Here is a 15,215-nt window from a genome sequence, read left to right as displayed (position 1 = left end):
AGAATAATATTTTTCGCTAGCTTAGTTGTCCAAAATTGTCTACTTTTATGCAATATTAAATCCTTGTAATTTATGAAGAGATACAGATGGACAATTTTACAATTCCTGATATTGACCATGAATACATGGTAACAAATCGTATTGTCTCTATTGAAACTCCGAATGTCAATATCGATACTATATATGAGGGGCTTCTCCGTTATCCTGCTCCAGGCGTGAGCCAACGAATCCACGACGGAGAAATATCAAATCTTATTGGCGGCAACCAAGTCATACACTTCCTAAGACCAGAGATTCACCTCGTCTCAAATGTCACGATGAGCAATCATATTTTTCATTCTGGTGCCGTCCACAGGATGGTGACCGTTGAGAACGGCTACTACGTAGTTAAAACGTGGGGAGTCGGCTCAGCGCAAAACGACTTCCTTAACATTGTGGACATTTTCAACGATGCTATCGCAAATCCCCTTTGGACACAAAATTCGAATTCAATAATAGGATATGTGCTAAAGCAAGGCGGAGATGACGCGATAAGGGACTGGTTTAAGCGAGATATTGGGCCACTTCATTGCTTTGCCCAAGGTACACCTATTTTGATGTTCGATGGTGCCTCGAAGCCGATTGAGGATATAGTTGTCGGAGATATTGTCGCATCATTCGCTGCTATGGGTGAACTTGAGCCACGAAAGGTTACGCGTCTTTTTCGCAATAAAACTGACGAGTGGGTGGAACTGAAGAACGGACTAGACGGCGATACCCTCTTAGCAACCCCTGGACATGAGTTTCTCAGGCAAGATGGCACATTTGTGCCGCTTAGCCAGCTCCTTGATGTCGATGAGCGAAGCGCCGCCGTTGTGATGTGCAACGGAGAGCCGTCCATTTGGAATGTGCGCATCTTGCGCAAAGAAGAGAATTCCGATCTCACTGCCGATCGAAATTGGTCCACCTATAATTTCGAGGTTGAGGGTACCCATACGTACGTGGCTGGCGGAATACGTGTACATAACGAAAGCACAATCGCGGACCACACAATTTCTCGGCAAGATGCTGATCTGTTGCGTGACATGTTTCCGGCGACGCAAGTCGGGTTTATTGAAAAGCAAGATGGCAATTTTCTATATTTTCTCGACAAAAATGTTGAGATTGTCCAACTTGATGGCACTCGCGTTAAACTAGGTGATTATGTACCTATGGCGCTCGAGGGTGCAGCAGCTGTTAGGGATGCTTTAGCCGATACGGTTGGCAGCGTCCCCGGCTATCTTATGAGCTTCGCTCCCCAGATCATCGCTGATCTCGTGATGGGTGGTGACCTAGAAAAAGTTGCTGAAAACTATGCCATTCAATTGGCCATAAATCTTGGGGTCGATTTTCTCGCGGACACGTTCGGCCTCACTGGCGATAAAATCGGCTTCACTAAGACCGGCGGGCTTCCGGTTATAAACAGTGCGAAGTTCTTCGACACGCAGGCTGGCCAAGCTGTTAAGGGCGCCGTTATACAGTTTGCGGTAGTTGCTGCCTTGCGCGGTAGTGAGATGAAGGGAAGCGACTGGGCGAAGTTGGCCGCTAACACGTCTATTCGCTATGCGGTCACGGAAGTCGTAAAACAGTTCGACTGGGCAGCCTCCAGTGTCCCCGTCGCAATGATCGCTGACAAGGGTACTATCCTCATAACGCCGAAATTGACGCCGGCTGGTGGGGCCGCCGTGGCTGCTGCTGTGACGTTTTTTGGCAACCTAGTTGACCATGGCTTCAAGGATTTTGATAAAACCATAATCCAGACGGCCGTCGCTGCTGGCACCACCTATATTGGGCAGACGCTAGGAGCAGCTCTTGCACCGGTTTTGGGGCCTCTGGGCCCTATCTTGGGAGGGATATTGGGTGGTTTGTTCGGCAGCCTGTTCGGCGGCCGCAAGTTGCCACCGCCACCACCTCTGATCAAAATCGAATATAATGCCGATGGTTCGCAAACCACATACGTTACCGCACAATCAAGCGGTTACGGCGTTTCGGCGCGTGACGGCCAGAATGACAAGCTAATCGGAAATCATGGACCGGATACGTTGGTCGGGTCCAACGGAGATAACGAAATACACGGGAATGGCGGGAACGATGTTCTCCACGGTAAGGACGGGAATGATACCCTAATAGGCGGCGACGGAAACGATTACGTTTTAGGCGGAAATGGTGATGATCGCATTTCAGGCGGGAACGGCGACGACAAGCTCTATGGTGATCAGGAGTGGGATGGAAAAACCGCATACGCAAGCACCGGCCCAGGCGGCAAGGATACTATTACGGGTGGGAGTGGGAATGATTACATCCACGCTGGAGGTAACACGGACTTTGTCGATGGCGGCGAAGGCAATGACCGCCTCTATGGCGGCGATGATGCGGATGTCGTCATAGGTGGACTGGGTGATGACGTGTTGTCGGGGGGAACCGGTGACGACACGCTGTTTGGCGATGTGGTCGTTATAGATGCTGCGGGCAACATGACGTTTTCAGGCGCCGGCAATGATTTCATTTACGCAAGTCCTGGAAACGACACCGTTTATGCTGGTGGCGGAAACGATACGGTTTGGGGATTTGACGGAAACGACATCCTGAATGGCATGGACGGCAACGATGTTATTTGGGGTGAGAATGGCAACGATTCCATTCTTTCAGGTGCCGGTCACGACCTCGCTTATGGCGGCAATGGCGACGACACGCTCGACGGCGGGGATGGTGATGATCGTCTGTACGGCGAAGCAGGACGAGACAGTATCGATGGTGGTATAGGTTATGACCTCATCGATGGCGGTAACGGCAATGATATCCTCAACGGAAATCTTGGCAATGATCAGATGTTCGGTGGCGCTGGTGACGATCTTCTGCTCGGCGGCATAGGTGACGATGTTCTCAATGGCGGAGAAGGCAACGACCGGCTGCTAGGCGAAATCGGCAACGACGTTGTCAACGGTGAAGCCGGTAACGATACTTTGTCAGGTGGCGCCGGCGCGGACCTGCTCTATGGCGGCGAAGGGAACGACGTTATTGAAGGTGGAACCGAGAGCGATACGTTGCATGGCGATGCTGGAAACGATGTTCTCGACGGCGGCTCCGGCGACGATGTACTGACGGGCGGCGTCGGAGATGACACGCTGACCGGCGGGATAGGTGCCGATAGGCTCGTCGCGGGTTACGGCAACGATACTCTCAATGGAGGGGACGACGCTGACTTACTGGACGGAGGCGAAGGAAATGACGTCCTTAGTGGGGGCTCGGGCGATGACAGGCTAATCGCGGGCTCGGGACACGATAGTCTATCTGGCGGGAGCGGAAACGACATCTACGAGGCAGATCTGTTCGGCGGGTCGGTAACGATATCTGAAATCGAAGGTTCGGATGTTTTAAAGCTGACCGGTGGTGTCGAACCTAAACACGTTTCATTGACGCGGGAGGGTGACGATCTCGTCATATATAACATCCAAAATAATTCCAACGCGATCCGAATTCAGGGGCAATTCGCTGCTGGGACACGCAAAGTCGAGGCCCTTCAGTTCTCCGATGGCTACATCATCAATCTGAGTAATCTGATAATCGGTGACGACGGAGACAACACGCTCATCGGCACTGAGGGTAATGATGGAATTCTAGGCTTGGGAGGCAACGATAGCATCCTGGGCCTGGGCGGCGACGACTTCCTGGACGGTGGCGCAGGCAAAGATGCAATTTTCGGGGGCCGGGGCAACGATACTATCCAAGGTTCCGGCGAAGACGACATTCTTTCCGGCGATGAAGGGAACGACGTAATCGTTGGTGGAGCTGGCAATGACATGTTGATCGGCGGGCAAGGTCGGGACACTTTTGTCATCAACATCGAGGACGGCAACCGTGAGACGATCGCTGATTTCGAAAGAGGTCAAGATCGCATCGATCTGACCGGCTTCGGAAATCGCTTCGTATCTCTAAAGCAGATCAAATACTTCGGCTCAGCTATCGAGCAGGTGGGCCCAGACGCGACGTTGAAGTTCGCGACCAGTCAGTCCGTGTTGATTGAAGATATTGATTCCTCTTTTCTTACCGAAAGCGACTTTCTGTTCAACCTCAACAGGATTGGAGGTACTAACGGTACCAGTGGGAACGACATTATCGTGGGCACCGACGGGAGCGATGTTATCAATGACGGTAGCGGCCTCGATGTCCTGACGGGCGGCGCTGGCGGTGACGTCTTTAAGATCACTGCACGCCATGGAGACATTGACACCATTACAGATTTCAATGTTTGGGAGGATCGCATCGATCTCTCAGGCTTTGGTGACCGGATTTCCATCGCGCAACTGAAAATCACCCAGATCGGAAACGATTCCATTATCGTCATAGGCGACAATCAGCATCTTCTGTTAGAAAATGTCCAAGCAAGTACTCTCAAGGATGAACACTTCTATTTTGATGTCTTCGTTGATCGGACGATGGAAGCTCAAAGATTCAGCGGGCATATCGATCACGATTTTGGAAGAGACGAGATAACTGAATGGGACGCAGACGACTCGGTCTTTGCTTCGGTTCAGAGGAACGTTGACATTCCTAAGGGTTCAGCTGGTGCGGGCATTTGGCATCATGATCCGTCATTCGACACATTTGATAATATCTTCAAAACAGGCCCCAACGCAGTTTTCCACAATAATGAATACTGGGTGGGGGCTGGGAAAAAAAAGCATGCACTCGTTCGCGATGCCGATTTCAAAGTAGAGGAGTTTATCTGGTATTACGATCTTCCGAGCGATCAACCCAACAACTCTAGTGACGAGATGCATGGTAACTGGTGGTCTGAACGCATCTGGTCATTTGGCGGCAATGACGCAATCCACGCAAACTCTGGTGACGATCAGATATGGGCGGGTACCGGCAACGATTACGTTAATGGCATGGATGGCAATGACACGATCCACGGAGAAGATGGGTTCGACCATCTCATCGGTGGCGCGAACGAAGACTGGATTCATGGCGGCGGCCATAGCGACAGACTTTACGGAGAGGATGGTCACGACACTCTCATAGGAGGATGGGGGGAAGACCTGCTTGACGGCGGGAACGGCGACGACCAACTTCATGGCGAGGATGGCTTCGACATTCTTCACGGAGGTAGCGGCCACGACGTTCTCAATGGAGGTGGCCACAACGATACGCTAAGGGGTGACGACGACAATGATCAGCTGGTCGGTGGCTGGGGCGAGGATTATCTCGACGGTGGAAACGGCCACGACACATTGTACGGCGACGATGGGTACGACATTCTGACAGGCGGCGCTCAAAATGACTGGATGAATGGCGGTGGCCATAACGACACCATGTACGGAGACGATGGTGACGACACTTTGATAGGCGATTGGGGTGACGATCGCTTGATGGGCGGGTCTGGGCATGATGCATTGCACGGTGGCGCCGGATCCGACGATCTCGACGGTGGTGACGGAAACAATCGTCTCTATGGTGGGCCTGGCGCGGACGTCCTGAGAGGCGGTCCAGGCTGGGACTACCTTGTCGGCGAGGATGGCAACGATCTCATTTACGGCAACGGAGGCAATCACTGGATCCATGGCGGAAGCGGTGTTGATGTTATTTATGGCGGCGCCGGCCATGAGATAATTTATGGCGGGTCTGGTTCCGACATGATCGACGGCGGCGATGGCAGCGATCTCATCTTCGGCGGCGTTAACAACGATATTGTGAATGGCGGAAGTGGCAATGATCGATTGTTCGGAGGCGCTGGAAACGATCGAATGAGCGGTGGCTTCGGTGAAGACTACGTCGATGGCGGTTCCGGCAATGACGTTATCCACGGCAATGACGGCAAGGACAGGCTGATTGGGGACATCGGCGACGATGTCTTGGATGGTGGGAACCAAAACGACCAGATCTTTGGAGGGCAAGGCCGCGACCATCTCATTGGCGGACATGGCGCTGACTTCCTCGACGGCGGTGCGGATGATGATGTGCTGGAAGGAGGAGCAGGTGGCGATGTTCTTGCCGGAGGACAAGGCGCGGACCTGTTCAGGTTCACCAGCCTATCAGACAGCCGACGCGTGACGACGGATGTCATAATCGATTTTGATCGCACACAGGATAAGTTTGACTTCAGGGCACTCGAGTTGAGCTACGCCAATATCGTTGTCGTCGAAAGCTCCAGTCATACCGATATCCTCGCGGATCGTGACAACGATTTCTCGATCAGGCTTTTGGGATCTGGCCATAAGCTCGACCAATCCCATTTCTTGCTCTGAGCGGCCCTGAGTGTCGCATTCCGGCTCGATAAATCGTGCCGGAATGCGGATATGTGAACTGAGTTTGAGAAATCAGAACATGACTTTGGAACACAAAAAATTAACCTCTGAAAAAGCTGGCGGCGGAATTTTGGGTATGGTCAGCCCAACACGGCTAAACAAGCTTCTTGGCGAGCTGGTCTATCTGATGTTGGCTTCGGATCTGCACCGAAAGTATTTCATCAACGACATCGGGTCCGTGTTCTTCCCACCGATCGATCTCAACCAGTTTCGAATCTATCACAGAAATGGCGGTCCTGTCGGATTTGTGACTTGGGCCTCACTGAGCAAAGAGATCGAAGACCGGTACCTCAACACGAATTATATCCTGCGCCCCGACGATTGGGGGAGCGGCGACCGGATATTGTTCATGGATCTCATTGCGCCTTTCGGCGACGGCAAAAACATTGTGCGAGACCTCAGAAAAAACGTCTTTCCTGATATTGCGGCGCGATCGTTCCGCGTCCGGCGAGACAGCAAACCTCGTGTCCGCCATCTTCACGGGATCAATTACGGGCGGATCAAACGTGAATTTGTACAACAGAACGCTACGTGATCAGCCTGCCAAAACTGAAGCCATTTTTCACTAACTTGTTTCTGCTTCGCTGAGAAACGCTGTTCATCGAGCGCTCGTTTTCACGCGAAGCTACCCGTGTGGATTTCACCTTTGCCAAAACATTTGCACTATGAAGGGCGGCGGCCTGCGGTCGCCGCTGCCCTTGCCGCGACCCGAAGCGCTTTTTTCTCCGTAGCTTTGCTCAGCGCTTTCACCAACATCCTGATGCTGACCAGTCCGCTTTATATGATGCAAATCTACGACCGGGTGCTCGCTAGCCGCAGCGTGCCGACGCTCGTTGCCCTGTCGGTGCTGGCAATCGCTCTTTACGTATTTCTCGGCGTGCTGGAACTGATCCGGGCACGTATCTTATCGCGTATCGGCGAGCGGATCGAAGAGCAGCTTAGTGGACCGACATTCGATGCGGTAATGCTGCTTCCGCTGAAAATGTCGAAACGGGATGTCGTCTCGCAACCGGTTAGGGATCTTGAACAGATGCGCCAGTTTATGAGCGGGCCAGGTCCTGTCGCCATTTGCGACATGCCCTGGTTGCCGATCTACGTCGGGGTATTGTTTTTGTTTCACGCTTATCTGGGATGGCTAGCTATCGCCGGAGCTATTGTTCTCATAGCGATGACGCTCTGGAGCGAGGCTATTCTACGCGCGCCTAGCAAGCGGATGGCGCTGCTGGCCTCAACCCGTGCCGATTTCATCGAATCAGGACGCCGCAATGCCGAGGCTTTGCACGCCATGGGGATGAAGAACGCTTATGCGCGCGACTGGGGTTATACCAATGGTGCCTACATCGACGAACAGCGACGGGTTAGCGATGCGATAGCGAGCTTCTCGACCTTTTCGAAAATCTTTCGGTTAGCGCTGCAATCGGCCGTGCTCGCCTTGGGCGCATGGCTTGCGATCAAACAACTAGCGTCTCCAGGCGCAATGATCGCGGCCTCGATCATCACCTCGAAGGCACTTGCGCCGATTGAACAGGCGATCGGTCAGTGGCGGGGATTCGTTAATTTTCGACAAGCCAAGACCCGCCTCACTCAACTTTTTGAGAAGATCGGGGCCGATAGGGAAAAGATGTCGCTGCCCGCGCCGGCAAAAATGCTGTCTACTTCCAATCTTGCCGTAGCAGCTCCAGGCAATCGGGCTCCCACCGTGCGCGACGTCAGCTTTTCGCTATTAGCTGGACAGGGTTTGGGGATTATCGGCCCAAGTGGTTCGGGTAAGTCCACGCTTGTTCGTGCTTTGGTGGGCATATGGCCGGCTGCGCGTGGAACTGTCAAACTGGACGGAGCTGAACTCGACCAATGGCATCCTGAAGCACTGGGGCCGTCGATCGGTTACTTGCCGCAGGGTGTAGAGCTTTTCGACGGCACCATTGCGGAAAACATCAGCCGGTTCTCCAGCGCTGCTGATCCTTCCAATATTATCGAGGCAGCGAAGCTGGCGGATGTGCATAACCTGATCCTTTCTATGCCTGAGGGGTATGATACCAGGATCGGGAATAGCGGCGCCGTCCTTTCTTCCGGTCAGCGCCAACGAATAGGCCTCGCCCGCGCCCTATTCGGCAAACCCTTCCTGATCGTTCTCGATGAGCCCAATGCCAGCCTTGATGCGGAAGGGGAAGTGGCACTCACAAATGCGATTGCCATGGCAAGGCAACGCGGCGCGATCGTGGTGATTGTGGCGCACAGGCCGAATGCGCTGTCGGCGGTGGACCATGTCCTCGTTCTCACACAGGGCGCGATGGTTGGTTTTGGGCCACGCGATGAAGTTCTCCGTAAGACGACAATGCGAGCAATATCGGAAAAAGCATGATCCCGAACAAGCAAACTCCTGCGGGCCGTTCCATACGGCTCTATACGGTGATGGGTGTCGGCACTCTCGCCGTTATGGTCTTATGCGTGGGCGGCTGGGCCGCAACGACTAATCTATCGGGCGCAGTGATTGGTGCGGGAACGGTCGTCGTTGAGGGAAACGTCAAACGTATTCAGCATCGTGAAGGCGGCATCGTCGGGGAAATCCGCGTGCGAAACGGGGTGATCGTCAAAGCGGATGAACTACTCATCCGCCTTGATGCGACAGTCATGCGCGCCAATCTTGCTATCGTTTCGAAACAGATGGCTCAACTGGGCGCCAGGAGAATGCGGCTTGTGGCGGAACGCGACAATGTTGGCAAACTCGCGGGTCCGACACGGCTGCCTGATGAAACCGATGAAGCGGACGTCGCTGAATATATCGCGGCGGAAACCTCGCTTTTCGCCGCCAGGAAACGCACCCTCGATGGCCAGAAAGCGCAGCTCGCCCAGCGAATCGACCAGATACGGCAGGAAAACGAGGGATTGGTCGTTCGCAAGAGGGCCAAGGAAGAGGAACTGTCGTGGACCGGACAGGAACTCGTTCGCGTCAGAAATCTTAACGAGCAGCAGCTGATCCAATTCAACCGGCTGGCGGAGCTGGAGCGGCTGCGAGCCCAGCTTGATGGCGAGCGCGGCCAGCTGATTGCGGAGATCGCCAGGGCAGCGACGCGTATCACTGAAACCGAACTGCAAATCCTTCAGCTCTATCAGGACCGGTTGGCGGAGGTTCTGATGGAACTTCGCGACGTCGACAACAAGCTCGCAGAGCTATCGGAACAGAAGGTCACTGCTGAAGACCAATTAAAACGCATCGATATCCGCTCGCCGCAGGACGGTATCGTACACGAACTTGCAGTCCACACCATTGGCGGGGTCATCGCCGCCGGCGAAACCATGATGCAGATCGTCCCCATCAATGACCGGCTGGTGGTGGAAACGAAAATCCAGCCGTTCGACATAGACCAGATGCATGTCGGCCAGCAGGCGATCCTGCGCTTCTCAGCTTTCAACCAACGCACGACCCCGGAAGTCGCCGGGTACGTGAAGACAGTCGCTGCCGATCTCATCAGCAATCCACAGACGGGTGAAAGCTGGTACGCAGCGCGCATTGAGATCAAGCCGGAAGATCTGGCGAAACTTGACAACCTCAGCCTGTTGGCAGGTATGCCGGTCGAAGCCTATATCAAGACTGGCGATAGAACGGCGTTGTCTTATCTCGTCAAACCGCTCGCGGACCAGATCGCAAAGGCTATGCGAGAGGATTAGCGTCAACGATGAGAGGCTGCTCGCACAGATCGAGTGATTTGGCGGATAAGGCTACCACACACGTCCCTCGGACAGGCCATGCGCGCAATGCAGTGCGCGCAGGCTTGCTCATGGCAATGAAGAGATCAGAGAAATAAGCGTAGCGCAGCCCTAAGCGGGATTTCGGGCATTTTTGTTATACAAATGGCGGAATATGCGCAGCCGCAAGAGCCTCAACAATGTGGTCCGAAGGAGAAGGCGGGACCGACTGCGTCCGCTTGCGCATTCCGTCTACGTCGCAAGTGAGGTTGCGCTGTCCGGGCCGACAGTAAGTCATTCCCTGCTTCTTCTCGACGTTAATTTCTTCGCACGGGTATAAATCCACCAATCTCTCAATCAAAGCTGTTGGTAAAATGACTTTATCGTCTGGAGTCGTTGACATGTTAGGATTTTCGAACATTTTCACGTTATGCTTCCGTTTTCGACCGAGTTCCCCATTAAGTTGCCAGGTAACCGCGCCGTTTTTGTCGCGGAGGTAATCGCTTGGTTAAAGGGTATCTCAAGCAGCACCGTACTGAATGAAGGGTCCGGCCAGGTGTTGGACCGGGAAAACGCTCACCTTAGAGCTGCTACTGGCGAAGAGTTACGTTTCCGCGAATTGGTCGAGAATGACGTTTGGGAGGCTATAGGCTTCAGACATGACCTGCCGGATGCCGAAGGTAGACTTTGGCGAACTGAAGGTGTTTTGAAACGAGTATCCGGCGATGCAGATGATGGACTTGTGCGGTTTCGTACCCAGTGTTTTGCGAAGGTAGCAGGCGCACGGATTGATAGCCCACGAAAACCATATCTAATCAAATCTTTATTGAGCAATACGTGGGGCGGTATCGACGGTAGTATCCCGGTGTCCGATCAGCCGGTATGGGTAACAGACTCAGACGATGGTCTTGAACTTGCCCATGCCATTACTCTCGGCGGCGCCAGTAGGTGGTTACCTATTGTTTATGTGTCTGCAAATGGAAGAAGCTCTTGGCAGCTGTCTCGAAACGACATCGAGGGCTTGGCTTATGATCTAGGAGGCATTGCGCACGTTTTCGTGGAACCCAATCGAGCGTTCTCTTATAAGCTGCGCAGTATCACAGAGGGTCGTAACGCATATGGCGGCGCCATGGGTCTCTCGATGCCGGGTCAAGGTATCATTAGGCGATATCACGTCGGCTGGGACATTCAAAATAGCAAAGATCTAAAAGAAATATTGAAGCTGGCTGCTATGTCCGTGCGTAGTCAGATGCCGGTACTCGGCTGGGACTGGACTGATCTGCAAGAGCAAGCGTTACGCGCGCAGCGTGAACGTGACAGAAGTAGGTTAAGTGCTGATGACATGGCTCAACTCTATGATGAGGAGATTGCGAACCTTCAGGACAAAATTAGGCAGCTTGAAATCCAAGTTAGTTCAATCGGCATCATAAGTGCGAGTGACAGCGAGTTTTCTGATGATAATTTAGTTCAGCTTATTGGACCGGAGATCTATTCTGGAGAGATTTCAGATCGCATACGATTAGCCATGAAACTGGGACTAAATGTTGCGGATCAAGTTGGGCTTGATGAAAGATCTAGGGTTATTTTTCATAAAATCATCGATAAGTTGCCTGTTTCTCCTGCGCTTAACGAACTCCTACTAGATCTTTCCAGGGCTACAAAGGATTCAAAGCGCGTAGCGAGCGCACTAGTTTCTCTTTTGGCTAGGCATGGATACTTCGAAAAGGCAGATAATAAGCATATTCGCTTGGAAGCTCTTAAAGGATTTGAAGGTCTCGAAGCCATCACTTTACCGAAGACGCCAAGTGATGGCAGAGGTTTAAAAAATCTCTGCAAACAGGTGGAAAGGACACTGGGCCTGACCAAATTAGTCGACTAGCTCTAGCTGTCGACAGCGCCATCGATCATATGGCTGTAATCTGATCAACCCGAACTCGCCTCACGTAGGAATTTATCGACCGCTGCTTCGAGTAGTTCTGGCGATGCACCCGCGGCATTGACGTCGTCTCCCGCGTAAAATGTTTCGCCTCGTTGCACCATGCGTTTATCACCTTGGCGCTGGCGGAGCACGGGGAGAGCCGCCCATTCTTGAGCGACACCTAGGGTGAACGTGTCAAAGTATTCTTTTGGATCTGCTAGAAAATCGTTTCCTTTGCGAACGACCATGAGCAGATGTTCGCCGATCCGGTCCTGCGCTTGTTCATCGAACAAATCTTTTTTCGATAGGCCCGCCTCCTGGTAATTTGTGCGCAGTGTCCTATGAGTCACTTGGTATTTTCCACATGGTGTATGATTGCCCATGTGGTCTTTTTGGAAGGAAAGGACTTCTCCTATCGTCATATCGACAAGTCGTGGATTGTCTATATTGTCCGACCGGCCGAAGACTGCATTGTAGTTGCCGGCGGCTTCGTATTTTCCGATGAAGTCAAGGAACCCAAGGACGCCGTTACGAAACGCAAGCTGAGATTGGACAGCCATTTCCAGTTTTAAACCGTCGACCAGTGCTCCCAATTTCTCGACAACTGGTGCCTTTGCGTCGCCAAACTCCCGCAAAACAGCCTCGTAGACCGTCGATTTTAAGGTGTCAGCTCCTTGTGGAAAAAGAAATCGCTCTGAATTAATCAAGCTGGAGGATACCGCTTCTACTCCATTGACTTTGGCCGAGACTGGAGTTTTTTCGTCTAAAGCAGCAAAACGCGTAACAGCATCCAGTCCTATGCGGTGGCCTAACCTCAATAGCCATGCCGGCGGGTCTAGCATGCCGTGGTGATTTTTAAGTTCGAATTGTATCCTGTTCGCCAAGACGGCTGCCAAAAGGGGCTGGTACTTGGGCACAAAGCGATCCGCTTCGGTGAAGCCCCGAAGGATTTCAGCGTAATCACTGTCGGCGAGCGATTCCTTCCACGCCTCCGCCGTAAATTTGAACGGGCCAATCGGCCCCGCCAAGTTAAGCGGTGAGGTTGTCCTATTGTCGCTATCCGTGTTCGTCCATTTGCTTTCTACCCAAGCGAGGAGAAGAAGGTATTCCACGCTCATACCGCCGGCACCGCGATATTCCGACACTACTTGTGCCGCGCGAGAAGAATCTCTGTAGAGATCGATCAGACTGATCGGTTCCAGTTCAATGCTCAGCTCCCCCGGTTCAAGTCGACGTAGGTCGACTTCTTTGATCCACAAATCCTGGGCATCGTGTTCCCTTTTTACTTTGAGGCGGCTATTTTCCACCGTCCCGTCACCGATAAAAGTGTACACGCCGGTAGTAAGTACCTCGAGAACGGTATCGGTCGTAGAATTGGCGTAAACGTCCACATAGGGTCTGCAATTTCTGTAAGTATACATGATCTGCCTCTATTGTGGGTGTTTCTTCAAAAGATCTGCGTCCACAACGTCGCCGGGGGGAAGGCCAAATTCCTTGCGTTTTTCTTCAATCTTCAGGCGGATTGCCTTGGTCAATCGGTTGCTGTCGCGGTTTTCAGATGAAATATTGAGAATTTTCATGAGATAATCAAAACGGGTCGTTCGCTCCGCTTCAACCGTCTTGTAGACTCCGCCATTCGTTAAAGCTGGCGCGTCATGCAAGTATGCACGTTCAAATACAGTCTTGTATCCAAGCGAGGTGCAGTTGCCACTATCAAGAAGCTGCTGAATTTCTTTGTAACTTAGGCCTTCATTGAGCTGAACTGCGATGAGATTCGGTGTGACGGTCGTACGCCAGGCTGTAATCGCTTTTCGAGTTTCGCTGTCAAAGCGCCGAGTTGGTTTTTGACAAAGTGCTTCTTGAAGCGTTCCGATATCGTCACCACCGAGCGCTCGCTCGTTAAGTCCTAGTGCGTTTTGATCTGGCGCGCTCTTTTTTGGGCCTAAAAGGCCTTTATTCGGATCGAATTTCTGTACCCCAGCTTGTGTCTGCGCGATGCCGGACACAAGCTTCGAGGCATCTTGAGCGAAGTCAACCTTACGATTCTCAAGTGTCGCAATTGCTAGGGTGTTGAAGTCCGAACTAATGGAGAGCGGCGAGCATATCCACTGATATTCATGCCAGAGACGAACGAGCTGCGATCTGCTTGACAACCTCCTGCCAACGGCCGCTGCTTCGAACGCCGACTGACGTTGCGTTACGATACGAAGAATGTTCTCCGTCGACATGCCGCGAAGTGGATCTAGGCGCGTAACGTCGTAGAATGTATTTGCGGCCCCTGATCCAAGGATGAGATAGGAAAAGAGCTTCGAGCCAGCGCCTTCCAGCGTCAAGATTCCTGAAATGAATGACTCAACTGAACTACTCGCCTTTCGAAACTGGTCGTCGCGCAACCTTTCCTCGAACACGAACTGGATGTAGCCTCGGCAGCCCAAGCTAATTTCTCCGAAACCGGCCTGAAGCAAAGCTTGATATTGCGTCTCATCGGGATTGGAAGTGCACCGCGTCATACCTCCGGATTTAACCGCTAAACCAGCGGCTACACACATGGTATCTATGTAGGCATCCAAGTTTGTGACGTGACGTTGAGCGCGACTGGCGGATAGCTCCAACCCTGCGCCCCTCACCAAGTTTGGCGCAGCATTGGGTTGGCAGGCAGCGAGGCCGATGCACAACAAGAGAAACATGCAGCGAAGTATCATTTTCGCCTCATTAAATAAATTTATTGATAGAATCCAAATTTTACTTTCTCAATTTAGCGCCTTAGGCATTTTTTAATAGAGGTCTTACACGCGTGAGGTGATTTTTCCACAACTTAGATTCGATTTTTTAAATCAACTCAACTTCGTAGCTGCTTTTTCGAAAATTTTACGCCACGCTTAGATTATATGAGTATTTTTTTAGATAAATTTGCTAATAATATAGAATATATAATTGTGAATTTATTAATGAATAAATAGTGATATAATTAGGCAATATTTATTTTTTTAATGGTATTAAATTTTATTTATATTTTACCCTTTTAGTCCAGAATGCTCATGTGTTTCACGGTATGGTGATTCTCGATAATCTCCGCTCTTGTCTGGCAGCTCTCGGCGATCTGGTAGATGTTGGCACCTTCCAACAGGCGCAGGCAGAGATAGGTGCGGCGGAGGTTGTAGACCAAACGTCGGTTGCCCTCGCGGTCGAGCTTGTACCCACAATCGGTCATGGCGCGATTGAACTGCTTCTTGTAATTCTGCGGGAATACAAGATCATTCGGCTTGGGGTTGTTCCGCTTCACC

8 protein-coding genes are annotated in these 15,215 nt (G+C 52.1%); 5 read left to right on the top strand and 3 right to left on the bottom strand.

The features are described from left to right. The first annotated feature begins 86 nt into the window (after positions 1-86). From ACQZ60_RS08840 to ACQZ60_RS08820, 5 genes are all read left to right on the top strand, one after another. Entirely contained in the window at positions 87-6,266 is a 6,180-nt protein-coding gene (locus tag ACQZ60_RS08840) for a M10 family metallopeptidase C-terminal domain-containing protein (RefSeq protein WP_448735083.1), read from the top strand. 79 nt (positions 6,267-6,345) lie between these two features. Then, positions 6,346-6,861, top strand: a complete 516-nt coding sequence (locus ACQZ60_RS08835) for a toxin-activating lysine-acyltransferase (protein WP_448735082.1) — start codon at positions 6,346-6,348, stop codon at positions 6,859-6,861. 96 nt (positions 6,862-6,957) lie between these two features. Next, complete coding sequence (locus ACQZ60_RS08830) at positions 6,958-8,688, top strand: type I secretion system permease/ATPase (protein WP_448735081.1); 1,731 nt, start codon at positions 6,958-6,960, stop codon at positions 8,686-8,688. Beyond that, positions 8,685-9,995, top strand: coding sequence for an HlyD family type I secretion periplasmic adaptor subunit (locus ACQZ60_RS08825; protein WP_236775682.1), 1,311 nt, complete (start codon positions 8,685-8,687; stop codon positions 9,993-9,995). The genes ACQZ60_RS08830 and ACQZ60_RS08825 overlap by 4 nt, the downstream gene beginning before the upstream one ends. 448 nt (positions 9,996-10,443) lie before the next feature. Continuing rightward, on the top strand, positions 10,444-11,892 hold the full coding sequence (locus ACQZ60_RS08820; RefSeq protein ID WP_448735080.1) for a hypothetical protein: 1,449 nt from the start codon (positions 10,444-10,446) through the stop codon (positions 11,890-11,892). A 44-nt stretch (positions 11,893-11,936) separates the two neighbouring features. On the opposite strand, the gene ACQZ60_RS08815 is transcribed toward ACQZ60_RS08820, so the two are convergent. From ACQZ60_RS08815 to ACQZ60_RS08805, 3 genes are all read right to left on the bottom strand, one after another. Continuing rightward, a complete protein-coding gene (locus tag ACQZ60_RS08815; protein WP_448735079.1) occupies positions 11,937-13,352 on the bottom strand; it encodes a hypothetical protein in 1,416 nt (471 codons plus the stop codon). A 9-nt stretch (positions 13,353-13,361) separates the two neighbouring features. Next, positions 13,362-14,633, bottom strand: a complete 1,272-nt coding sequence (locus tag ACQZ60_RS08810; protein ID WP_448735078.1) for a hypothetical protein — start codon at positions 14,631-14,633, stop codon at positions 13,362-13,364. Positions 14,634-14,953: 320 nt separating this feature from the next. Continuing rightward, the gene (locus ACQZ60_RS08805) at positions 14,954-15,214 is read right to left on the bottom strand and encodes a hypothetical protein (RefSeq protein WP_059762697.1); all 261 of its coding nucleotides are present in this window, start codon (positions 15,212-15,214) and stop codon (positions 14,954-14,956) included. Position 15,215: the final 1 nt, after the last annotated feature.

This window comes from Agrobacterium sp. 22-223-1 (assembly GCF_053522385.1).
Note: the sequence above shows the minus strand (reverse complement) of the source record. Positions and strands in the feature narration are given on the sequence as shown.